19 protein-coding genes are annotated in these 20,816 nt (G+C 74.5%); 15 read left to right on the top strand and 4 right to left on the bottom strand.

What is annotated here, in order from left to right:
• The first annotated feature begins 17 nt into the window (after window positions 1–17).
• From KSE_RS16500 to KSE_RS16470, 8 genes are read left to right on the top strand one after another with little or no spacing between them, the layout of a single operon-like run.
• Entirely contained in the window at window positions 18–938 is a 921-nt protein-coding gene (locus KSE_RS16500; RefSeq protein WP_014136457.1) for a class I SAM-dependent methyltransferase, read from the top strand.
• Between the two features lie 12 nt (window positions 939–950).
• Window positions 951–1,730, top strand: coding sequence for a hypothetical protein (locus KSE_RS16495; protein WP_014136456.1), 780 nt, complete (start codon window positions 951–953; stop codon window positions 1,728–1,730).
• Window positions 1,727–2,989 carry an MFS transporter gene (locus KSE_RS16490; RefSeq protein ID WP_014136455.1) on the top strand — a complete coding sequence of 421 codons (1,263 nt, stop codon included), beginning with the start codon at window positions 1,727–1,729 and terminating at the stop codon, window positions 2,987–2,989. The genes KSE_RS16495 and KSE_RS16490 overlap by 4 nt, the downstream gene beginning before the upstream one ends.
• Complete coding sequence (locus KSE_RS42160; protein ID WP_014136454.1) at window positions 2,986–4,869, top strand: TFIIB-type zinc ribbon-containing protein; 1,884 nt, start codon at window positions 2,986–2,988, stop codon at window positions 4,867–4,869. Before KSE_RS16490 ends, KSE_RS42160 begins: the two co-directional genes overlap by 4 nt.
• Window positions 4,866–6,698 (top strand): non-ribosomal peptide synthetase, encoded by a 1,833-nt coding sequence (locus KSE_RS16480; RefSeq protein WP_014136453.1) that lies wholly within the window; start codon window positions 4,866–4,868, stop codon window positions 6,696–6,698. The genes KSE_RS42160 and KSE_RS16480 overlap by 4 nt, the downstream gene beginning before the upstream one ends.
• Complete coding sequence (locus KSE_RS38515; protein ID WP_014136452.1) at window positions 6,695–7,930, top strand: condensation domain-containing protein; 1,236 nt, start codon at window positions 6,695–6,697, stop codon at window positions 7,928–7,930. Before KSE_RS16480 ends, KSE_RS38515 begins: the two co-directional genes overlap by 4 nt.
• Window positions 7,927–9,441 carry an amino acid adenylation domain-containing protein gene (locus KSE_RS16475; protein ID WP_014136451.1) on the top strand — a complete coding sequence of 505 codons (1,515 nt, stop codon included), beginning with the start codon at window positions 7,927–7,929 and terminating at the stop codon, window positions 9,439–9,441. Before KSE_RS38515 ends, KSE_RS16475 begins: the two co-directional genes overlap by 4 nt.
• Window positions 9,442–9,473: 32 nt before the next feature.
• Window positions 9,474–9,893, top strand: a complete 420-nt coding sequence (locus tag KSE_RS16470) for an alkyl sulfatase C-terminal domain-containing protein (RefSeq protein WP_014136450.1) — start codon at window positions 9,474–9,476, stop codon at window positions 9,891–9,893.
• A gap of 18 nt (window positions 9,894–9,911) precedes the next feature.
• Here KSE_RS16470 and KSE_RS16465 read toward each other — a convergent pair whose 3' ends face one another.
• Window positions 9,912–10,472, bottom strand: a complete 561-nt coding sequence (locus tag KSE_RS16465; RefSeq protein WP_014136449.1) for a YbhB/YbcL family Raf kinase inhibitor-like protein — start codon at window positions 10,470–10,472, stop codon at window positions 9,912–9,914.
• A 280-nt stretch (window positions 10,473–10,752) separates the two neighbouring features.
• Window positions 10,753–11,352, bottom strand: a complete 600-nt coding sequence (locus KSE_RS16460; protein ID WP_407927441.1) for a hypothetical protein — start codon at window positions 11,350–11,352, stop codon at window positions 10,753–10,755.
• 249 nt (window positions 11,353–11,601) lie between these two features.
• Between KSE_RS16460 and hemL the strand changes: the two genes are divergently transcribed.
• The 7 genes from hemL to KSE_RS16425 all read left to right on the top strand — a co-directional run bounded on the left by hemL (window position 11,602) and on the right by KSE_RS16425 (window position 18,567).
• The gene (gene hemL / locus KSE_RS16455) at window positions 11,602–12,945 is read left to right on the top strand and encodes a glutamate-1-semialdehyde 2,1-aminomutase (protein ID WP_014136447.1); all 1,344 of its coding nucleotides are present in this window, start codon (window positions 11,602–11,604) and stop codon (window positions 12,943–12,945) included.
• 62 nt (window positions 12,946–13,007) lie between these two features.
• A complete protein-coding gene (locus KSE_RS16450) occupies window positions 13,008–13,658 on the top strand; it encodes a histidine phosphatase family protein (RefSeq protein WP_051055848.1) in 651 nt (216 codons plus the stop codon).
• A gap of 152 nt (window positions 13,659–13,810) precedes the next feature.
• On the top strand, window positions 13,811–14,407 hold the full coding sequence (locus KSE_RS16445) for a TlpA family protein disulfide reductase (protein ID WP_014136445.1): 597 nt from the start codon (window positions 13,811–13,813) through the stop codon (window positions 14,405–14,407).
• On the top strand, window positions 14,404–15,177 hold the full coding sequence (locus KSE_RS16440; protein WP_014136444.1) for a cytochrome c biogenesis CcdA family protein: 774 nt from the start codon (window positions 14,404–14,406) through the stop codon (window positions 15,175–15,177). The genes KSE_RS16445 and KSE_RS16440 overlap by 4 nt, the downstream gene beginning before the upstream one ends.
• A 2-nt stretch (window positions 15,178–15,179) precedes the next feature.
• Window positions 15,180–16,946 (top strand): cytochrome c biogenesis protein ResB, encoded by a 1,767-nt coding sequence (gene resB, locus KSE_RS16435; RefSeq protein ID WP_014136443.1) that lies wholly within the window; start codon window positions 15,180–15,182, stop codon window positions 16,944–16,946.
• A gap of 3 nt (window positions 16,947–16,949) precedes the next feature.
• Complete coding sequence (gene ccsB, locus KSE_RS16430; RefSeq protein WP_014136442.1) at window positions 16,950–18,071, top strand: c-type cytochrome biogenesis protein CcsB; 1,122 nt, start codon at window positions 16,950–16,952, stop codon at window positions 18,069–18,071.
• A gap of 91 nt (window positions 18,072–18,162) precedes the next feature.
• Window positions 18,163–18,567 (top strand): hypothetical protein, encoded by a 405-nt coding sequence (locus KSE_RS16425; protein ID WP_014136441.1) that lies wholly within the window; start codon window positions 18,163–18,165, stop codon window positions 18,565–18,567.
• A gap of 76 nt (window positions 18,568–18,643) precedes the next feature.
• Here the strand turns inward: KSE_RS16425 and KSE_RS16420 are convergent, their stop codons facing one another.
• Together KSE_RS16420 and KSE_RS16415 are read right to left on the bottom strand one after the other, a co-directional pair.
• The gene (locus tag KSE_RS16420) at window positions 18,644–18,844 is read right to left on the bottom strand and encodes an acyl-CoA carboxylase epsilon subunit (protein WP_014136440.1); all 201 of its coding nucleotides are present in this window, start codon (window positions 18,842–18,844) and stop codon (window positions 18,644–18,646) included.
• A gap of 57 nt (window positions 18,845–18,901) precedes the next feature.
• Complete coding sequence (locus tag KSE_RS16415) at window positions 18,902–20,494, bottom strand: acyl-CoA carboxylase subunit beta (protein ID WP_014136439.1); 1,593 nt, start codon at window positions 20,492–20,494, stop codon at window positions 18,902–18,904.
• Between the last annotated feature and the right edge of the window lie 322 nt (window positions 20,495–20,816).

Raw genomic sequence — 20,816 nt, 5'->3', positions numbered from 1 at the left:
ACCGAAGGAGAGACACCATGTCCGTGGAGACCTTCAACATCGGCTACAAGAACGCCGACGTCTACAAGGAGATGCTGCCCCCGCACTACTACGGGGGCACGGAGGACACCGACCTGGTCGCCGAGCTGCTGGAGGAGATCCACGGCCCGGCGGACGGCCGGCCGCGCGACCTGCGGGCGCTGGACCTGGGCTGCGGCCCGGGCCGGGCCAGCTGGCCGCTGGCCCGCTACGGCAGCCTGCACGGTGCCGACAAGAGCGAGGGCATGATCGAGCGCTTCCGGTCCGCGTTCCCCGCGGCCGAGGCCACCGTCGGCGACACCGAGCGCGTGGTGGCGGACCTGCTGGCGGAGGGCCGGGCGGGCAGCTACGACCTGGTCGGGTCGTTCTGGTCGCTGAACTACCCCCTGCTGGAGTGCTTCGAGGAGACCTCGGCCGACGGCGTGGTCTCCGTCGGGGACCCGGAGGCCGGCCTGGTCCGGGCCCGCCGGATCGTCGACGGGCTGACCCGGCTGCTCACCGCGGACGGCCACCTGGTGATGCTGTTCTTCGACGCGGACTCCGCGGAGCAGCGCCTGGTCACCGAACTGTGGGAGCGGATCGCCCCGTTCCCGGGCACCGGCCGCGACTACACCTGGCGGATCGTCGAGGACGTGCTGCTGCGGGCCGAACGGGAGGGGCGCGGCACGCTGGACGTCCGCCGGCTGGCCGGGGTGGCCGTGGCCGAGGACGCGGCGGCCGCCCGGGAGTGGTTCCGGGTCGGCCACCTCAACACCTTCCCCGGCCTGGTGGACGACCCCGAGGTGATCGCCCGGATCGACGCCTTCGTCGCCGGGCACACCGCCGAGGACGGCCGGGTGATGATCCCGAGCGGGGTGCGCCTGGTGCACTTCCGGGCCGGGGCCGCGGCCGCGGACCACCTGCCCGCCGCGGCGGAGTAGAGACCGCCTCCGATGTTCGAGGAGATCAAAGCCCTGGCCGACCGGGTACCGGCCGGCCGGGCCTCCTTCGTGATCCTGACCGGCAGCGCCGTCGACCGGTCGGGGCCGGCCGGCGACATCGACCTCGTCGTCGTCCTGCGCGACGAGGTGCCGCTGGAGGAGGCCGTCGACCTGCGCGTCGCGTTCAGCGCCGAGTACGCCCGGCTGCACCGCAGGTTCGACCGGCACCCCGACCTGGAATGGCCGGGAGAGGTGCTGTTCGCCCGGGACCTGCGGACGGCCCGCCGCGGCGCGGCGTTCCGCCGCGACCCCTCCGGGGTGATCCTGCCGGGACCGCTCGACGAGCCCTGGCGCTACTGGATCAGCATGGTGGCCTCGGGGACGGCCGTGCGGGGCGCCGCGGAGCACGCCGAACAGGCGGCCGGATGCGCGGCGGCCCTGGTGCGCCAGCAGCTCAGCCGGATCCTGCCGTACGGCGGGACCGTGCGCCTGGACCGCTTCCTCGCCCTTCCCGGCTGGTGGGAGGAGTGGCGGCTGCCCACCGCGGGCTCCCCCCGGGGCGAGGCCGTCCGGACCAGGCTGGTCCGGGCGCTGGCGCGGATCGCCGCGGCCGGGGAGATCGCCCTGGCCGGAGAGCGGGTCACGCTGCCCGGACCGACCGTGCGGGGCTGGGGGGAACGGCTGGAGCCCGGCCCCGCCGCCCCGCCCGACCTGGACGCCTATCACGTGCAGTACTGCTTCGCCGCCGCGCAGGCGTACGGCTCCCACCCGTCAGGAGTTGACCACCCATGAACCCGCGTACCGTCCTCGGCGACCGCAGGATCAGGTACCTCGCCTCCGCCCAGGCCCTGTCCGTCCTCGGCGACGGCTGCAACGGCGTGGCCATGGCCTTCGCCGTCTTCTCGCTGACCGGGTCGGCCGGGGCGCTGTCCGCGGTGCTCACGGCACGGGTCCTGGGCCTCACCGTCTCGCTGCTGTTCGGCGGGGTGCTGGCCGACCGGGCGGACCGCCTCCGCATCCTCGTCGGGTCGGACCTGGTGCGCTTCGTCTCCCAGGGGCTGACCGCGGCGGCGCTGTTCGGCGGCCACGCGGGGGTGGCGGGCCTCGCGGCGCTCCAACTCGTCCACGGCCTCGCCTCGGGCTGCTTCCTCCCCACCTACGGCGGTTTCGTCCCGCAGCTGGTGCCGCCCGCCGCGCTCCAGCAGGCGAACGCCTCGATCTCGGCGGTGTCCGGGGTGGCGAACGTCGCCGGCCCGGCGCTCGCCGGCGTGCTGACCGCCACGCTCGGCCCCGCCTGGGCCCTGGGCCTGGACTCGCTCACCTTCCTGGCGGGCGCCCTGCTGCTCGTGGCCGGCGGGCGCGGGACGAGGTCCGCGGCGGCGGACGCGGGCGGGGAGCGCGCCTCGGTGCTCGCCGACCTCCGGGCCGGTGCCGCCGAAGTACGGGCCCGGCCCTGGCTGACCGCCGGGATCGGCTACTTCGTGGTGAACCAACTGTGCGTGGCCGGACCGCTGTTCGTCCTCGGGCCGATCGCCGCGGAGCGGGTGCTCGGCGGAGCGACCGCCTGGGGCACGCTGCTGACCGCCTTCTCGATCGGCAGCGTCCTCGGGAGCCTGGCCGCCGCCCGGCTGGTGCCCCGCCGCCCGATGCCCGCCTTCCTCGCGAGCTCGGTGCTCACGGTGCCGCTGCTGCTGGCGATGGGCGCGGGCGCCGGCCTCGGGGTCCTGGTGGTCGCGGAGGTGCTGGCCGGGGCGGCGGTGATGTTCACCGACATCGTCTGGCAGAGCACCATGCAGAAGCACGTGCCCGACGAGACGCTGTCCCGGGTGCTGTCCTGGGACCTCTTCGGCTACACCGTGTCGCGGCCGGTCAGCATGGGGCTGGTCGGGCTGCTCGCCCAGCACGCCGGGACCCGCACCACGTTCGCCGCCGCCGCGGCGCTCCTCGCCGCCTCGGCCGTGCTCACCCTCCTCGTCCCCGGGGTCCGCTCCCTGACGGACCGTGCGGCACCCGCCCCCCTCCCGCCCGACCCCGATCGGAGCCCGGCATGACCGACCCGACGAACGAACAGCCGTCCTGGGACGGCACGGTGGTGTCGGCCACCGGTGACCGGGCCGACGCCGCGGCCGCCGCCCTCGCGAACCGGACCGGCCGGCCGCACCTGCGACTCGCCGACCTCGCGGAGGTCTTCGCCCTGGACGCCCGGGGCCCGCTGACCGTGGTCGCCTCCCCGGAGGCGGTGGGGGACCGCTGGCTCGCCCGGGCCTCGCAGCGGGACCACATCGGCCTGCTCACCGCCCGCGGACCCCGCCGACTGGCCGCACTGGTGGAGCGCACCGTCAGCGCGCCCACCTGGCTGGGCGAGCGGTCGGTGCTGATCGACGCGACCGCGGACCGGCCCGCCGCCACCCGCGAGGAGGTCCGCCGGGCCGCCGACGGCGGCGGAACCCTGGTGCTGAAGGCCCACGGCCGGGAGTGCCTGGTGCACCTCGCCGACGGCGTGATCTGCGGCCGCACCGCGGACGAGCCGCTGGTGCGGCCGGACGGGCGGCGGCCCCTCGGCCTGACCTCCTGCGTGCAGGGGGAGGGCTGCTACCGCCTCCACTACGGGGACGCCGAGCTGCTGCCCGCCGCCTCGCTGGGCGCGGGCATCGTCTTCATCGACAGCTGCCTGGTGCAGAAGGTGGGCGACACCCAGTTCACCAGCGACACCACGCTCGCACCGACCCTGCTGGAGGGCGGCGCGGTCGCCGTGGTCGCCAGTCCCTGGCTGCGCGGCGGCCACTACGCGGCCGGCCCGCAGTTCGCCGCGCTGCTGCGCGACGGGCTCTCCCTCGGCGCGGCCGTCGCCGCGGTGAACCGCGGGGTGGCCGACTGCGAGCGGGCCTACGGGCGGTTCGTCCTGCTCGGCGACCCGGGGCTCGTCCCGTACCCGGGACGGCGGCTGCCGGCCGGCCGGATCGGCGAGCCGCTCGACCTGGCGGCCGGCGGCGTCCGGATCGCCCCGGGGGCCGACCCCGGCCGGATCACCGTGCGCGGCCCGGCGGACGCGCTGCGCCAACCGGACGGCGGGATCCTGCTGGTCGCCAGGGGGGAACCGGGCGAGGTCCGGGTCGAGCCGGCGTCCGACCGCCCGGCCGAGCGCTTCGCGGTGCTCGCCGACCGGACCGCGGCCGCCGGACGCCTGTGGACCTGCGGGTTCACCGGGGAGCGGTTCCGCCCGGACGCCGCCCGGACGGAACTGGCCGAGGTCTGGGCCGAACTCGCCGACGCCCTGGGGTCCGAGCGGGCGGTACGGGGCCTGGACCGCGGCCGGGACCTGCTCGACGGGATCGACCGGGCCGTCGCCGAACAGCTCACCAGCCTCACGGCACAGGGCCGCTACCACTTCATGGACAGCTACTCGGACGCCTCCCGGGTGCTCGCCCAGGAGCCCGAGAGCTGCCCCGAGTGCGGCTCCGAGGGGCTGCGCCTGCACTGGCGGCACGCCCTCGACCCCGACGCGGAACGCACCCTGCTGTCCTGCCCGGTGTGCGGTGAGGTCGTCGACGCGGACCGCCGGGCCGCGGTCTCCTGCCGCCTGGAAGGACCCCGGCACACCGTCCGCGGCGAGCACCTCGTCCAACGCGCGGTACTGGCCAACCGGACCAGCCGCCCGGTGGTGGCCCACCTCGGCTACGCGCTGCTCCACGAGGACCTGTACGGCACCGAGTGGGCGACCACCCTGACGGTTCCGCTCGCCCCGGCGGAGGAGCGGTCCGTCGACGTCGGCGGACCGGTCCCCCCGCACTTCGACGTCGCCGACCGCCACGGCCTGCGGCTGTTCGCCGTCGCGGAGGGCCGGATCAGCACCTACAGCCGGTACCTGTGGGTGGCCGCCGGACCCCGCGGCGGAGACGCGCACGACGACAACGGAAAGGAACGCGCGTGACCGCGCACCCGACACCCACCCTGTTCGGAATCTTCCTGGCGGCCGCCCGGGCGCACCCCGAGCGGCTCGCGCTGGAGACCGCCGGCACCGGGCTGACCTACGCCCGCCTGCTCGACCGGGTGGCAGAGCTGGCCGCCCTGCTCGGCGGACGCGGGGTGCGCCCCGGGGACACCGTCGCGGTCCTGATGGACCGGGGCCCGGACCTGGTCGCCGCGGTCCTGGCGGCCAGCGCCCGCGGGGCGGCCTGGCTGACCGTGGACCCCGCCCATCCGCCGCTGCGGACCGACTCGATCCTGCGGCAGGCCGACCCGCGCTGCGTGGTCACCGACCCCGCCAACCGGGCCCGGGCCGAACGCCGGGACGGGCCGCCGCCGCTGGTGCTGCCACCGGCCGTCCCCGGGACGGAGCCCGCCGGCCCGGGGGCGGAGCCCGCCGCGGTCGGCGGACTGGTCGCGGAGGCCGCCCCCGACGACCTCGCCTACCTGGTCTTCACCTCGGGCTCCACCGGGGCCCCCAAGGGCGTCCGGGTGCCCCAGGGCGGACTGGCCCCGCTGGCCGCCGGGCTGCGCGACCGCCTCGGGCTCGGTCCGGACGACCGGGTCCTCCAGTTCTCCAGCACCGGCTTCGACGCCTTCGTGGGGGAACTGCTGATGGCCTTCCCGGTGGGAGCCGCGCTCTGCCTCGACGAGTGGGACGCCCTGCTCGTCGGCGCACCGCTGGAGGAGGCGCTCCGCGTCCGCCGGATCACCGCGGTGCTGCTCTCCCCCACCGCCCACGGGGCGCTCGACCCCCGGCGGCTGCCCGGGCTGCGGGTCCTGGTGTCGGGGTCCGAGCCGCTGACCAGGGCCGCCGGCGACCGCTGGAGCGCACCCGGGCGCCGGGTGTTCAACGCCTACGGGCCCAGCGAGGCCACCTGCATGATCTCGATCGGCGAGGTCGGGGCCGACGGCGGGGAGGTCGACGCGGGCCGGCTCCTCCCGGGCTTCGCCCTGGTGCTCGCGGACCGGGACCTGGCACCCGTCGCCCCGGGGGAGGCCGGCGAACTGGTCGTCTTCGGCGGGGGAGTGGCCCTCGGCTACCTGGGCGCCCCCGACGCCGGGTCGGCGGCGTTCCGCTCCCTGCCGCACCCGGACACCGGGCGCGCGCGGCGCGCGTACCGGACCGGGGACCTCGCCCGGACCACCGCCGACGGGCGGATCGTCGTGTACGGCCGGATCGGCGACCAGGTGAAGATCCGCGGCCACCGGGTGGAGCCGGGCGAGATCGACGGCGCGCTCGAACTCCACCCCGAGGTCGCGCTGGCCCGGACCCACGGCGTCCGCGACCCGGCCGGACGGCCGGCCCTCGCCTCGTACGTCGTGCCGACCGGGGCCGGCGATCCGCGCGGGCTGCCGGCCCGGCTGCGCGTCCACCTGGCGGACCGCCTGCTGCCGGCCATGATCCCGGCCACCATCCGGTCGGTCGACCGGATCCCCACCACCGTCAACGGAAAGACAGACTGGAGCGCGCTGATGCGATCGAACGACACCGGGGAATCCGGAACCGCCCGCCCGTCCGCCTCGGCCGAACGGGCCCGCGCGGTCCTGGAGCGGGTGCTCGGCGAGAACCGGCTCGGCGAGGGCGGCTTCGCCGCGGACAGCGACTTCTTCCTCAGCGGCGGCCATTCGCTGCTGGTCGCGAACGCCGCCGAACTGCTGCGGGAGGAGTTCGGCGTCGAGGTGCCGCTGCGGATCGTGGTCCGCCGCAGGACGGCGGTCGCGATCGCCGAGTGGATCGACGCCGAACTGCGCGACCGCCCGTCCGGGGCTGCCCCCGAGGCGGCCCGGTGACCGGCGCGGACGCACGGCTCACCCCGGAGCAGGCCGGGCTCTGGTACGAGGAGCAGGTCTCGGACGTCCCGTCGCTGTACACCGAGCCGACCGCGATCCTGATCGAGGGCCCGCTGGACGCGGCCCGCCTGCGCGCCGCCGCGGCCGCGGTGCTCGGGAGCCGCCCCGCGCTGGGGGCCGCCGTCCGGGTCCGCGCGGGGTGGCCGGTCCTGGCGGACCCGGGCGGACGGGTCGACGCGGTGCTGGAGGACCTGCCGCTGCCGCCCGGGGCCGAGGCCGCGGACGTGCTGCGGGAGCGGGCGCTGGCACTGTGGCGCGACGGGATCGACCCGGACCGGGGGCCGCTGGCCGCCGTCCGGATCCAACGGATCGCCCGCGACCTGCACGGCTTCGTGCTGCTGGCCCACCACGTGGTCGTCGACGGCTGGTCCACCCGGCTCCTGGTCCGGGACATCGCCCGGGCCTACGCGTCGGGCGAGGCGCCGGCCGCGCCCCGGCACGACCGGGCGCCGGCCCCGCCGCGGATGCCCCCGGCGCGGCCGTTCGCCGGCCCCGCGCCGGAGGACCCGTTCCCGGCCGCCGGGGCGGCGCCGCGCGGGGCGTCGCTCCCCCCGACGGCCCTGCCCGACGGCGTCGACGAGGCGGCCCTGAGGTTCGCCGTCACCCCGTTCACCCTGCACATGGCGGCCTTCCAGGAGGCGCTGCACCAGGTGGTGGGCGTGCGGACCTTCCTGGTCGGCTTCCCCGACGCCGGGCGCGGCCGGCACGACGGCGACCGGGTGGACAGCATGGTGCGGATGCGGGCGGTGCTCGCCCGGGTGCCCGTCGGCGGGCTGCGGGCCGAGCACCTGGAGGAGGTCTGCGAGGCGGTCTTCGACGGGCTGGAGGGGCCCGCGCTGGACCCGGCGACGCTGCGGGCCATGGCTCAGGCCGGCCAGTCGCCGCCGTCCGCCGTGCTGGCCCTGGACACCGTCCCCGCCCTCGACCTCCCCGGCTGCTCGACCCGGTGGCTCCCGCTGGCCCCGCCGAGGGCCCGCTTCCCCCTCGGGTTCCTGCTGTTCCGCGAGGAGCACGCCGCCGGCGGACGCACCTGGCTGGTCGTCGAGTACGACGCGGCCCGGGTCGGCGACCGGACGGCGCGGGAACTCGCCGACCGCTACGCGACGGTCCTGGCCGGGCTCCGCGCCCAGCCGGGGGCCGGGACGGCGGCCGGGCCGGGAGGGGACGGATGAACCGCCCGCTGTACGAGTGGTTCGCCGGGTCCGCCGCGCGCCACCCGGAGCTGCCCGCGCTGGAAGTGGACGGCGAGGTGCTGACCTACCGGGAGCTGGAGCGCCGGGCGGCAGCGCTCGCGGGCCGGCTGACCGCGCGGGCCGGGGGCCGTCCGCGCAGGGTCGCGCTGCTGGCCGCCCGCAACGCCGCGACCTACACCGCCTACCTGGCGGCGCAGCGGATCGGTGCCGCGGTCGTCCCGCTGAACCCGGGCCACCCGGCGGACCGGAACCGGCTGGTGATCGAGGCCGCCGACCCGGACCTGGTGGTGGCGGCGGATCCCGGCGGCCCCCGCTCCCGCCCCGCGCCGGACCGGCCGCTGCTCACCCTGCCGGCCGAACCGGCGGGCGCGGACGCCGCCGTCGTCCGGCCGGACGCCGCGCGGACGGCGTACATCCTCTTCACCTCGGGCTCGACCGGGCGCCCCAAAGGCGTGCCGATCAGCCACGCCAACGCCTCCGCCTACCTCGCCCGGGCGATCGTCCAGCACCGGCTGTCCCCCGGTTGCCGGGTCTCGCAGACCTTCGACCTGACCTTCGACCCGTCGGTCTTCGACCTGTTCGCCGCCTGGGGAGCCGGGGCCACCGTGGTGGTGCCGCAGCGGGCCGACCTGTTGGCACCGGGCGACTTCATCGCCGAGCGGCGGCTCACCCACTGGTTCTCGGTCCCGTCGGTGGTCACCGTCGCGGAACGGTTGGGAACGCTGACCCGCAGGACCGGGACGGCGCTGCGGCACAGCGTGTTCATCGGCGAACCGCTGACCCTGCAACAGGCCAGGACCTGGGCCGAGGCGTTCCCCGGCACCGGGGTCGAGAACGTCTACGGCCCGACCGAACTGACCGTCGCCTGCACCTGGTTCCGCCTGCCGGGCCGGCCCGCGGACTGGCCGGCCACCGGCAACGGCACCGTGCCGATCGGGACGCCGCACGAGGGCCTGGAGCACCTGGTGGTCGACCCCGACGGACGCCCCGCCCGGGAGGGCGAGCTGTGCGTGCGGGGCGCCCAGCGCTTCCCCGGCTACCTCGACCCCCGGGACAACGCCGGGCGGTTCGCGGCGGTGGCGGACGGCCGGGCCCAACCGTGGAACGGCGCCGGGCCGCCGGGCCCCGAACTGTACTACCGCACGGGTGACCTGGTGCGGGTCGGAGCGGACGGGCTGCTGCACCTGGGGCGCCTGGACGACCAGGTCAAGCTGAGCGGCCACCGGGTCGAGCTGGGGGAGATCGAGGCGGTGCTGCGCGACTTCCCCGGCGTCACCGAGGCCGCGGTCGTCCAGGCCGGTGGCGGCGTCCACGCCTTCTGCGCCGGACCGGTCGACCTGGCGGCCCTGGAACGCTGGCTGCCGACCCGGCTGCCCCTCCACATGCGCCCCGGTGGCTGCACCCGCCTCGCGGCCCTGCCGCTGAACGTCAACGGGAAGATCGACCGGCTCGCCCTCCGGCGCCTGGCCCCGGGGCCGGACGCCGGCTGAGCGGACGGACCGGCGCGGTTGTCCACAGACCTGTGGACAACCGCGCCGGTTCACCGCTTCGGAGCAGCGCCGGGCGGCGCGCCGGGGCGGCCCCGATCTCGGCGGGCAGCATGGCCGGGGCGCTCTCCGTCGACCAGGTCTTCGACTCGCTGGCGATCCGGGTCAACGGGCCCGCGGCCTGGGGCGAACACCTCAGCACCGTCTGGAAGTTCACCGACCTCGGCACCACCCACCGGGCCACCCTGCGCAACGGCGTCCTGGTGCACGCCGAGACCGCCGGCGACGGCGGCCCGGCCGACCTGACCGTCACCCTCACCAAGCCGCAGCTGTTCGCCCTGCTGGCCGGGAAGGGCACCGACGGGATCGCCCTGGACGGCGACGCCACGGTGCTGGCACGGCTGTTCGCGGCCCTGGACGAACCCGACGCGTCGTTCGCGGTGGTCACCCCCTGACCCGTCCCTGACGGACGGTCAGTCCTGGCCGGCGGGGGAGCCCGGGGAGCCCGGGATCTCGTACTCGGCGACCAGGACGGCCCGGGCCAGCGCGAGGAAGCCCAGGGTGCCGCTCACCACGGCCGCCGGGGTGTCCGGGGCCAGCCCGAGGGACTCCACCGGCAGGGCGTGCACGGCGAACACGTAGCGGTGCGGGCCGTGGCCGGGCGGCGGGGCGGCCCCGCCGAAGTCGTTGCTCCCGTAGTCGTTGCGGCCGTGCACGGCCCCGGCCGGCAGGCCCGGGAACCCGCCGCCGCCCGCCCCGGCCGGCAGCTCGGCGGTGTCGGCCGGGAGGTCGGTCAGCAGCCAGTGCCACCACCCGCAGCCGGTCGGCGCGTCCGGGTCGAAGCAGGTCACCGCGAAGCTCTTGGTCTCCGGCGGGAAGCCCGACCAGCTCAGCTGCGGCGAACGGTTGCCACCCGCGTGCGCCTGCTCCGCGCCGAGCCGGCCGCCGTCGGCGAGGTCGGCGCTGAGCAGGGTGAACGACGGGACGGGACGCATGAAGTCGAACGGCAGTGGCGGCCTGGCGGACGCGGTCATCGGCGGTTTCCCCCTCGGAAGGTCGGGCAGTGCCGGGCGATCCTAGCCACGGATTCTCCGGGTCGCCCAATGCCCTTGCGCGGTGCGATAATTGATCCGTGGCCGCGACGCCTTCCGGCTGCCCAGGCCCTCGCAGAGCCTCGCGGGGCCTCCTCCTCCACTGCCGCGCCGCCGCCGTTGCCGCTGACAGGGGAACGGAGTTGACGAAACGTCAGGAGCCGCCCTGCCCCGCCCTGCCCTGCCCTGCCCTGCCCGTGCCCGGAGCGGGCGGGGGGACGGGTCAGGGCCAGACCAGGCAGTACAGCTGGTGGCCGGCCTCGTGCAGGCGGTTGGCGAAGTCCTGCCACTCGTGCAGCATCTGGTAGATCACGAAGGCGTCCCGCGGGCCGCGGCGGTCGGGGACGGTGGACCAGATGAAGGCGGCGGCGCCGAGCTCGGTCTCGTCCGCCTTGCGGAGCGGTTCGACCACGGTGTGCGGCAGCTGGACGACCGCGTAGTCGGGGTGCAGGACGACCAGTTCGAGCGGCGGCACGTGGTGCAGCGGGACGCCCTGGATGCCGGTGAGCACCATCGCGCTCATCGTCTCCGGCTTGATCTTGGTGGAGAGGTGGCCGTTGACCGAGCCGCTGGTCTCCATCAGGTCGCCGAGCCGGCCGAGGGCGCCGAGCTCGCCCGCGTCGAGGCCGAGGCCACCGGGGCCGAGGGCGGTGGGAACTCTGGCGGCGGTCGCGCGGTCCGGTGCGCCGAAGTACTTGTAGGTGACCCCCACGCTGCCCTCGCCCCTCCTTCCCCTGCCCGTTCCCCCGCCGGTCTCGCGCGGCCGGCGGCTGCGCCCCGCGACCTCGTCGGAACCGTCCTGCCTCTCGGACACTCGGACCATCCTCACCGGAACTCGCCGGAATCGACAGACCCTCGCATGGTCGGTGTCCCTCCGAACATGCCCCTTACCCGTCTGCCGGCGTGCTACACGAGCGCGCGTCACTCGACCTTACCTTTGGCACAGCCGGTGATGGGAACAGCACACGGATCATCGTTCCAGATGATCGGGCCCGACATGCAGAACGCCAGGACACGATTTGAGACCATGTGCGGGTAAGAGCGGTTCCCGACCGCTCCCAGCACCCAACGGATGAGCGAGCGGATGAGCTACCCGTACGAAGCCCCCCAGTCCCAGTCGCTGTTCGACCGCGCCCTGGCCGTCACCCCCGGCGGCGTCAACTCGCCGGTGCGGGCCTTCCGCGCGGTCGGCGGCACGCCCCGCTTCATGGTGTCCGGCACCGGCCCGTACCTGACCGACGCGGACGGCCGCGAGTACGTGGACCTGGTCTGCTCCTGGGGTCCGATGCTGCTCGGCCACGCCCACCCGGCGGTGGTGGAGGCGGTCCGGCGGGCGGTCGCCCTGGGCACCTCGTTCGGCACGCCCGGGCAGGGCGAGGTCGAGCTGGCCGAGGAGATCGTCGCCCGGATCGCGCCGGTCGAGCAGGTCCGGCTGGTCTCCAGCGGCACCGAGGCGACCATGTCGGCGATCCGGCTGGCCCGCGGCTTCACCGGCCGCGCCAAGGTGGTCAAGTTCGCCGGCTGCTACCACGGCCACGTGGACGCGCTGCTGGCCGCGGCCGGCTCCGGCGTCGCCACCTTCGGACTGCCGGACACCCCCGGCGTCACCGGCGCCCAGGCCGGCGACACCATCGTGCTGCCGTACAACGACCTGGACGCGGTGCGCGCCGCGTTCGCCGCCCACCCCGGCCAGATCGCCTGCGTGATCACCGAGGCGTCGCCCGGCAACATGGGCGTCGTCCCGCCGCTGCCCGGCTTCAACCGGGGCCTGTCCGAGCTCTGCCGGGCCGACGGCGCGCTGTTCGTCTCGGACGAGGTGATGACCGGTTTCCGGGTCTCCAAGGCCGGCTGGTACGGCCTGGAGGCCGCCCACGAGGGCTGGGCGCCGGACCTGCTGACCTTCGGCAAGGTGATGGGCGGCGGCTTCCCCGCCGCGGCCTTCGGCGGCCGCGCCGACGTGATGGCGCACCTCGCCCCGGCCGGCCCGGTCTACCAGGCGGGCACGCTCTCCGGGAACCCGATCGCCACCGCGGCCGGCCTGGCCCAGCTGCGGCACTGCACCGACGAGGCGTACGCGACGGTCGACCGGGTCGCCGCCGAGGTGTCCGGCCTGGTCACCGAGGCGCTCGCCAAGGAGGGCGTGGCGCACCGGCTGCAGACCGCGGGCAACATGTTCTCGGTCTTCTTCACCGAGCGCCCGGTGACGGACTACGACGAGGCGCGGACCCAGGAGGCGTTCCGCTTCAACGCGTTCTTCCACGCGATGCTGAGCGGCGGCGTCTACCTGCCGCCCTCGGCCTTCGAGTCCTGGTTCGTCTCGGCCGCGCACGACGAGCGCGCGATCGAGCGGATCGCCGCCGCCCTGCCCGCCGCCGCCCGGGCGGCCGCCCAGGCCACCGAGGAGACCGCCAAGTGACCGAGCAGAACCGGCAGAACCAGCAGGACCGGCAGGACCGGGAGACCACCGTCGTCCACGTGATGCGGCACGGCGAGGTGCACAACCCGGAGGGCGTGCTGTACGGCCGGCTCCCCGGCTACCACCTCTCCGACCTGGGCCGGGAGATGGCCGAGCGGGTCGCCGACCACCTCAAGGACCGGGACGTCACCTACGTGGTGGCCTCGCCGCTGGAGCGCGCCCAGGAGACCGCCGAGCCGATCGCCAAGGCGCACGGCCTCCAGGTGGCGGCCGATCCGCGGCTGATCGAGGCGGAGAACGTCTTCGAGGGCAAGACCTTCGGCGTCGGCGACGGCTCGCTGCGCAACCCCGGGTACTGGAAGTACCTGACCAACCCGTTCAAGCCGTCCTGGGGCGAGCCGTACCTCGACCAGGTGGTGCGGATGATGGGTGCCGTCGCGGCGGCCCGGGACGCGGCGCGCGGGCACGAGGCGGTCTGCGTCAGCCACCAGCTGCCGATCTGGATCCTGCGCTCGTTCGCGGAGCGGCGCCGGCTGTGGCACGACCCGCGGCGGCGGCAGTGCTCGCTGGCCTCGCTGACCAGCTTCACCTACGAGGGCGACCGGATCGTCTCGATCGGCTACCGCGAGCCGGCCCGCGACCTGCTGCCGGCGCACCTGGTGGGCAGGGGGAAGAAGGGCGACAAACCGGTCGGGAAGAGCTTCGGGGCGTAGCTCGCACCGGGCCCCGCGCCGGTAAGCCCGGCGGGCGGCGAAATGCCCGAATTAAGACGATCATAAGCGGAGAACCCGCAGGTCAAGGGGGGTCCGGCCGAGAAGGCCGGACCCCCCTAAAACGGGCCGAAGAGCCATGCGAAACTTTTCACATGTCACGGACGTCCAGCCGCCGCATCCGCCTCACCGCCGCACTCGGCGCGGCCGCCACCCTGGTCCTCGCCGGCTGCTCCAGCTCCGCCACCGGCGGCGGCGACGGGGTCGGCTTCGTCACCGGCAAGGGCGGCATCGACACCGCGAGCCCGGCGGAGCGGATCGCCGCCCCCGACATCGGCGGCACCTCGCTGGACGGCGGCGGCGGCCTCAAGCTCTCCGACTACCGCGGCAAGGTGGTCGTCCTCAACATCTGGGGCTCCTGGTGCAGCCCCTGCCGGGCCGAGGCCAAGGGCCTGCAGGAGAGCAGCGAGAAGTACGGCGACCAGGTGCAGTTCCTCGGCATCAACACCCGGGACACCGACCCGGCCAACGCCGTCGCGTTCGAGAAGAACTTCGGGGTGACCTACCCGAGCATCTACGACCCGGACGGCGCCCAGATCCTCAAGTTCCCCAAGGGCAGCCTCAACCCGCAGTCCATCCCGACCACCATCGTGGTCGACAAGGACGGCAGGCTGGCCGCCCGCGCCATGCACGCGCTGTCCGCCGAGGACCTGCAGGGCATGGTCGACCGGGTGCTGGCGGAGTCGAAGTGAGCGGCCTGCTGGCCACCAGCGGGTACAACGACACGGTCGGCAGCGGCGCGCTGGTGCTCGCGCTGCCGATCGCGCTGGCCGCCGGGCTGGTCTCGTTCTTCTCGCCGTGCGTGCTGCCGCTGGTGCCCGGCTACCTCAGCTACGTCACCGGCTTCTCCGCCGCCGACCTCTCCGACGCCAGGGGCGCCCGGCGCGGCCGGATGCTGGCCGGCTCGCTGCTGTTCGTGCTCGGCTTCGCCGCCGTGTTCGTCTCCGGCGGCGCGCTGTTCGGCTCGTTCGGCCAGACCCTGCAGGAGCACCGGCGGGTCATCTCGGTCGTGATGGGCGTGCTCACCGTGCTGATGGGCCTGGCCTTCATGGGCCTGCTGCCCGGCTTCACCATGCGCGAGCTGCGCTCGCACCGCCGCCCCGCGATCGGCCTGGCCGGCGCCCCGCTGCTCGGCCTGGTGTTCGGCATCGGCTGGACGCCGTGCATCGGACCGACCCTGGCGGCGATCCAGGGCCTGGCCCTCAACCAGGCCAGTGCCGGGCGCGGCGCGCTGCTGATGGCCGTCTACTGCCTGGGCCTCGGCGTACCGTTCGTGCTGGCCGCGCTGGCCTTCCGCAGGGCGCTGGGCGCCTTCGGCTGGGTCAAGCGGCACTACCAGTGGGTGATGCGGATCGGCGGCGGCATGCTCGTCCTGGTCGGCCTGGCCCTGGTCACCGGGGCGTGGGACGCGCTGGTCAACCAGCTCCAGTACCTCACCCAGAACTTCTCGATCGGAATCTGACCGTGAGCGACACGAAGACCAGCCCCCAGCCGGCCGACGCCGCCGAGGACCCCGACGTCGAACGGCTCAGCAGCGCGCCCGCGGAGAGCGACAGCGCCCCGGTCGGGATAGGCGTGCTGGGCTGGCTGCGCTGGTTCTGGCGGCAGCTGACCTCGATGCGGGTCGCCCTGCTGCTGCTGTTCCTGCTGTCGCTGGCGGCCATCCCCGGCTCGCTGGTGCCGCAGAACACCAACGCGTTCAAGGTCGCCGAGTGGAAGAACGACCACCGGGGCGTCGCCCCGCTCTTCGAGAAGCTCCAGCTCTTCGACGTGTACAGCTCGGTGTGGTTCTCCGCGATCTACATCCTGCTGTTCGTCTCGCTGGCCGGCTGCATCCTGCCGCGCACCTGGCAGTTCGTCGGCGTGCTGCGCGCCCGGCCGCCGGCCGCCCCGCGCAACCTGACCCGGATGCCGGTCTACGCGGCCTGGCACACCGACGCCGCCCCCGACGCGGTCACCGCGGCCGCGCACCGGCTGCTGGCCAAGCGCGGCTTCCGGACCGCGGCCGGCCGCGGCTCGGTGGCCGCCGAGAAGGGCTACCTGCGCGAGGCCGGCAACCTGCTGTTCCACTTCGCGCTGTTCGCCCTGCTGGCGGGCTTCGCCTGGGCCAGCCTGTCCAGCGGCTCCGGCACCAAGATCGTGCTGGAGGGCCAGGGCTACTCCAACACCACCACCCAGCTCGACGACTTCACCGGCTCGGCGTTCTACGGCGTCGACGACCTGGACGCCTTCGGCTTCAAGCTGGACGGCTTCACCGCCGACTACCAGACCCAGGGCCCGGCGGCCGGCACCGCCAAGGAGTTCGTCGCCAACGTCCGGTACTGGGAGGGCGCCGACTCCGGGAAGCAGAAGAACGCCCGGATCGAGGTCAACCACCCGCTGGAGGTGGGCGGTTCCAAGGTCTTCCTGACCGCGCACGGCTTCGCCCCGGTGGTGACCGTCCGGAACGCGAAGGGCGAGGTCGTCTACCGCGGCCCGACGGTGTTCCTGCCGCGGGACTCCAACGTCACCTCGCCCGGCGTGATCAAGGTCAACGACTACGGCACCGGCCCCGACGGGCGGAAGACCCAGCTCGCCTTCCAGGGCTTCTTCCTGCCCACCGCCGCGGCCGACTTCACCCACACCGGCCCGATCTCGACCTTCCCGGCCGCCGCCGACCCGAAGCTGGTCCTCAACGTCTACGCCGGCGACCTGCGCACCGACAGCGGCCTGCCGCAGAACGTGTACGAGCTCGACGACAAGGCGATGACCAAGCTGCAGCTGAACGGCGAGCCCGCGAAGGCCATCCTCAAGGTCGGCCAGGGCTGGGAACTGCCGGACGGCTACGGCACGCTGACCTTCGACGGCTACCAGCAGTGGGCCAACTTCACCGTCTCGCACCGCCCCGGCAACGCGCTGGCGCTGACCGGCGCGGTCGCCGCGATCCTCGGCCTGATCGGCTCGCTGTTCGTCCAGCGCCGCCGGATCTGGGTCCGGGCGAGCACCGCGGCCGACGGCCGCACCCTGGTCGAGGTGGCCGGCCTCGGCCGCAGCGAGTCCAACCGCACCGCCGAGGAGCTGGCCGAGCTCGCCGTCGACCTCCAGGACGACGCGCCCGCCGCCGACGAACCGAGCGCCGACGAACCGAGCGCCGACGAACCGCCGGGCCCCGACCGCCCGGAAGACGACGCACCCGCCGCGACCGACCCCCCGGCCGCGACCGTCCCCACCGCCCCGGAAACCAAGGAGTAGACGGTGCTGCTCGCGCAGGTCAACACCCAGTTGGCCCAGATCTCCAACAACCTGATCTATTCGGCGATGGCCGTCTACACCCTGGCCATGTTCGCCCAGATGATCGAGTGGACCTTCGGGTCCAAGGGCGGCGTCGCCGTCCGCTCCGCGCAGCAGGGCTCCCTCGCGGAGTCGGTCGCCGAGTCCGCGGCCGCGGCCAAGGGCGTCCGCAAGGTCACCGTCACCGTCGCCTCGCAGGGCGGCGGCACCACCACCCTGACCCGGACCGCGCTCGCCGACGCCGGGGCCACCACGGTCACCAGCGGCCGCGGCGACGACGGCCCGGCCGACGGCCCCGGCCCGGCCGGCACCAGCGAGAAGGCCGACCTGGCCGGCCGGATCGCGGTCTCGCTGACCGTCCTCGGCTTCCTGCTGCACATCGGCGGCGTGGTCAGCCGCGGCCTGTCGGTGATGCGCTGGCCGTGGGGCAACATGTACGAGTTCTCCTGCGCCTTCGCCCTGATGATGGTCGCCACCTACGTCGCCATGCTGGCCGCGAAGAAGAACGTCCGCTGGCTCGGCCTGCCGGTGGTGATCGCCGCGCTGCTCTTCCTGGGCATCGCCGTCACCGTGCTGTACACCGACTCCGAGCAGCTCGTCCCCGCCCTGCACTCGTACTGGCTGGGCATCCACGTCTCCACCGCGATCATCTGCGGCGGCGCCTTCTTCGCGGCGTTCATCGCCACCGGCGCCTACCTGCTCAAGGACCGCTACGAGCACCGGGTCGCGGCCGGGCTGACCGTCCGGGCCGGCAACCTGATGGAGCGGCTGCCCGCCTCCGGGACGCTCGACAAGCTCTCCTACCGGATCAACGCCCTGGTCTTCCCGCTCTGGACGTTCACCATCATCGCGGGCGCGATCTGGGCCGAGGCCGCCTGGGGCAAGTACTGGGAGTGGGACCCGAAGGAGACCTGGTCCTTCATCACCTGGGTCGCCTACGCCGCCTACCTGCACGCCCGGGCCACCGCCGGCTGGCGCGGCCGGAAGGCCGCCTACCTGGCGCTGCTGGCCTTCGCCTGCTGGCTGTTCAACTACTACGGCGTCAACATCTTCGTCACCGGCAAGCACTCGTACGCCGGCGTCTGACGCCCGCCGCGCACCACCCCGCACCGCGCACCACCGAGCACCACCCCCACCACCCACCGCACCACGAAGCCGCGAGGAGGGCCGCACCACCATGGAGTGCGACGAGGTCATCATGACCGTCCGAATCACCGCAGCGGAACGCACGCTGCTGCGACGGCTCGCCCAGGGCCACCACAGCGACGTCTCCGAAGTCGTCGCCGACGGGCTGCTGGACGTCCTGCCCACCCTGCACTGCACGGCGGACGCCTACCGGCTGCTCGCCGCGATCACCACCCCGGCGCCCTGCGCGCTCACCGTCTGGCTCCCCACCGAGCTGGCCGACCTGCTCACCATCGCCACCGCCCGGATCGCCCAGTCCACCGGCGTCCGGCTCGGCTCCTCCAGCATCATGCTCGGCGCCGCGGTCCGGCTCTGGCTGGCCCAGGACCCGCAGCGGCTGGCGGCCAACCTCACCACCATGCACGCCGGCCGGCCGATCGTGCTGGCCGCCGCGTAGCGCCCGTCCGGGCGGTACGGCGCGGGGGCCGGAAGCGAGCGGATCGCTTCCGGCCCCCGCGCCGTACCGGCGGCCGCTACGCGGCCTGCTGCCAGCTGACGGGGGAGAAGTAGGCCGGGCGGCGCTCGACCCGCGACCAGGTGGCGACGGGCTCGACGACCGGGGCGGCGGCGGTGGCGGCGGCCACCGCGGCCCGCGCTGCGAGGACGGCGGTCAGGGCGGCGAGTTCTTCGGCGGTCAGCGAGCCGCGGACGACGCGGACGAGAGGTTCGCTCATGGTTCCTGTTCTCCCCCAGGCTTGATTCGGAAAGGTTTCGGCGCGCTTGACCGCTCGTTACATCGGCGGGTTGCCGTGCTTGCGGCTCGGCAGGTCGGCGTGCTTGGTGCGGAGCATCGCCAGCGAGGAGGCGAGCACCGCGCGGGTCTCCGCGGGGTCGATGACGTCGTCCACGAGGCCGCGCTCGGCCGCGTAGTACGGGTGCATCAGCTCGTTCTTGTACTCCTTGATTTTCTGCGCGCGGGTCGCCTCCGGGTCCTCGGAGCCGTTGATGTCGCGGCGGAAGATCACGTTGGCGGCGCCCTCGGCGCCCATCACGGCGATCTCGTTGGTCGGCCAGGCGAACGACAGGTCGGCGCCGATGGAGCGGGAGTCCATCACGATGTACGCGCCGCCGTACGCCTTGCGCAGGATCAGCTGGATCCGCGGCACGGTGGCGTTGCAGTACGCGTACAGCAGCTTGGCGCCGTGCCGGATGATGCCGTCGTGCTCCTGGTCGACACCGGGCAGGAAGCCCGGCACGTCGAGCATGGTGACCAGCGGGATGTTGAAGGCGTCGCACATCTGGACGAAGCGCGCGGACTTCTCGCTGGCGTTGATGTCCAGCACGCCGGCCAGCGACTGCGGCTGGTTGGCGATGATGCCGACCACGTGGCCGTCGATCCGGGCCAGCGCGCAGATCACGTTGGTGGCCCAGCGCTCGTGGACCTCCAGGTACTCGCCGTGGTCGACGATCTCCTCGATGACCTTGCGCATGTCGTACGGGCGGTTGCCGTCCGCCGGGACGAGGTCGAGCAGCGAGTCGTTGCGGCGGTCCACCGGGTCGTCGGCGGGGACGGACGGCGGCATCTCGCGGTTGTTCTGCGGCAGCAGCGACAGGAGGTAGCGGACCTCCTCGATGCAGGACTGCTCGTCGTCGTAGACGAAGTGCGACACGCCCGAGACCGAGGAGTGCACGTCGGCGCCGCCGAGGCCGTTCTGCGAGATCTCCTCGCCGGTGACCGCCTTGACCACGTCCGGGCCGGTGATGAACATCTGCGAGGTCTCGCGGACCATGAACACGAAGTCGGTCAGCGCCGGGCTGTAGGCCGCGCCGCCCGCGCACGGGCCGAGCATCACGCTGATCTGCGGGATCACGCCGGAGGCCCGGGTGTTGCGCTGGAAGATGCCGCCGTAGCCGGCCAGCGCGGTGACGCCCTCCTGGATCCGGGCGCCGGCGCCGTCGTTCAGCGACACCAGCGGCGCGCCGGCCGCGATGGCCATGTCCATGATCTTGTGGATCTTCTGCGCGTGGGCCTCGCCCAGCGCGCCGCCGAAGATCCGGAAGTCGTGCGCGTAGGTGAACACCGTCCGCCCGTGCACGGTGCCCCAGCCGACGATCACGCCGTCGGTGTGCGGCTTCTTCGCCTCCAGGCCGAAGCCCTGCGCGCGGTGCCGGCGCAGCGGCTCCACCTCGTGGAACGAGCCCTCGTCCAGCAGCAGCTCGATCCGCTCCCGGGCGGTCAGCTTGCCCTTGGCGTGCTGCGCCTCGGTGGCCTTCTCGCTGGGCCCGCGGCGGACCTGCTCGCGCAGTTCGTGCAGCTCGGCGACCCGACTACGGGCGTCGGCCGGAGCCTCGCCGCCGACCGGCGCATCGTGCAGGACCGTCATTTCGAACCACTCCAAGCTCGCGTGGGGCAGCGAACACCTCTTCTGTTACGACAGTACGAGTCAGTGCGCCCGCGTTTCGGCGTCGAATCCGTACAAGGTCGGGGGCCGATCGCTGTACAGGCTCGACATAGGGGGGCGCACGGGCCTACCGCCGGGTCACCGCGGACGGGCGGCCGGGCACCCCCCGCGCGGGAGCCGGGGGAGTGGTCGAAGCAGCAGGTCAGCGGCCGGATCGGGGGCACGCGGAAGCCGCCCGCCGACCGGGCGCGGACAGGGGCGCACGGGGGCGGGCGGGACGGGGTGCGGGCCGGGTGGGCGGACC

It is taken from the genome of Kitasatospora setae KM-6054 (assembly GCF_000269985.1).
GTDB classification, from domain to species: Bacteria; Actinomycetota; Actinomycetes; order Streptomycetales; family Streptomycetaceae; genus Kitasatospora; species Kitasatospora setae.
Note: the sequence above shows the minus strand (reverse complement) of the source record. Positions and strands in the feature narration are given on the sequence as shown.

Excerpts from the sequence above, each read along its gene's own strand:
- hemL (WP_014136447.1), top strand. The coding sequence starts at position 11,602 with ATGAGCGAGCGGATGAGCTACCCGTACGAAGCCCCCCAGTCCCAGTCG.
- KSE_RS16460 (WP_407927441.1), bottom strand. The coding sequence starts at position 11,352 with ATGGTCCGAGTGTCCGAGAGGCAGGACGGTTCCGACGAGGTCGCGGGG.
- KSE_RS16490 (WP_014136455.1), top strand. The coding sequence starts at position 1,727 with ATGAACCCGCGTACCGTCCTCGGCGACCGCAGGATCAGGTACCTCGCC.
- KSE_RS16425 (WP_014136441.1), top strand. The coding sequence starts at position 18,163 with ATGGAGTGCGACGAGGTCATCATGACCGTCCGAATCACCGCAGCGGAA.
- KSE_RS16495 (WP_014136456.1), top strand. The coding sequence starts at position 951 with ATGTTCGAGGAGATCAAAGCCCTGGCCGACCGGGTACCGGCCGGCCGG.
- KSE_RS16500 (WP_014136457.1), top strand. The coding sequence starts at position 18 with ATGTCCGTGGAGACCTTCAACATCGGCTACAAGAACGCCGACGTCTAC.
- KSE_RS16450 (WP_051055848.1), top strand. The coding sequence starts at position 13,008 with ATGCGGCACGGCGAGGTGCACAACCCGGAGGGCGTGCTGTACGGCCGG.
- KSE_RS42160 (WP_014136454.1), top strand. The coding sequence starts at position 2,986 with ATGACCGACCCGACGAACGAACAGCCGTCCTGGGACGGCACGGTGGTG.
- KSE_RS16475 (WP_014136451.1), top strand. The coding sequence starts at position 7,927 with ATGAACCGCCCGCTGTACGAGTGGTTCGCCGGGTCCGCCGCGCGCCAC.
- KSE_RS16420 (WP_014136440.1), bottom strand. The coding sequence starts at position 18,844 with ATGAGCGAACCTCTCGTCCGCGTCGTCCGCGGCTCGCTGACCGCCGAA.
- KSE_RS16445 (WP_014136445.1), top strand. The coding sequence starts at position 13,811 with ATGTCACGGACGTCCAGCCGCCGCATCCGCCTCACCGCCGCACTCGGC.
- KSE_RS16465 (WP_014136449.1), bottom strand. The coding sequence starts at position 10,472 with ATGACCGCGTCCGCCAGGCCGCCACTGCCGTTCGACTTCATGCGTCCC.
- KSE_RS16415 (WP_014136439.1), bottom strand. The coding sequence starts at position 20,494 with ATGACGGTCCTGCACGATGCGCCGGTCGGCGGCGAGGCTCCGGCCGAC.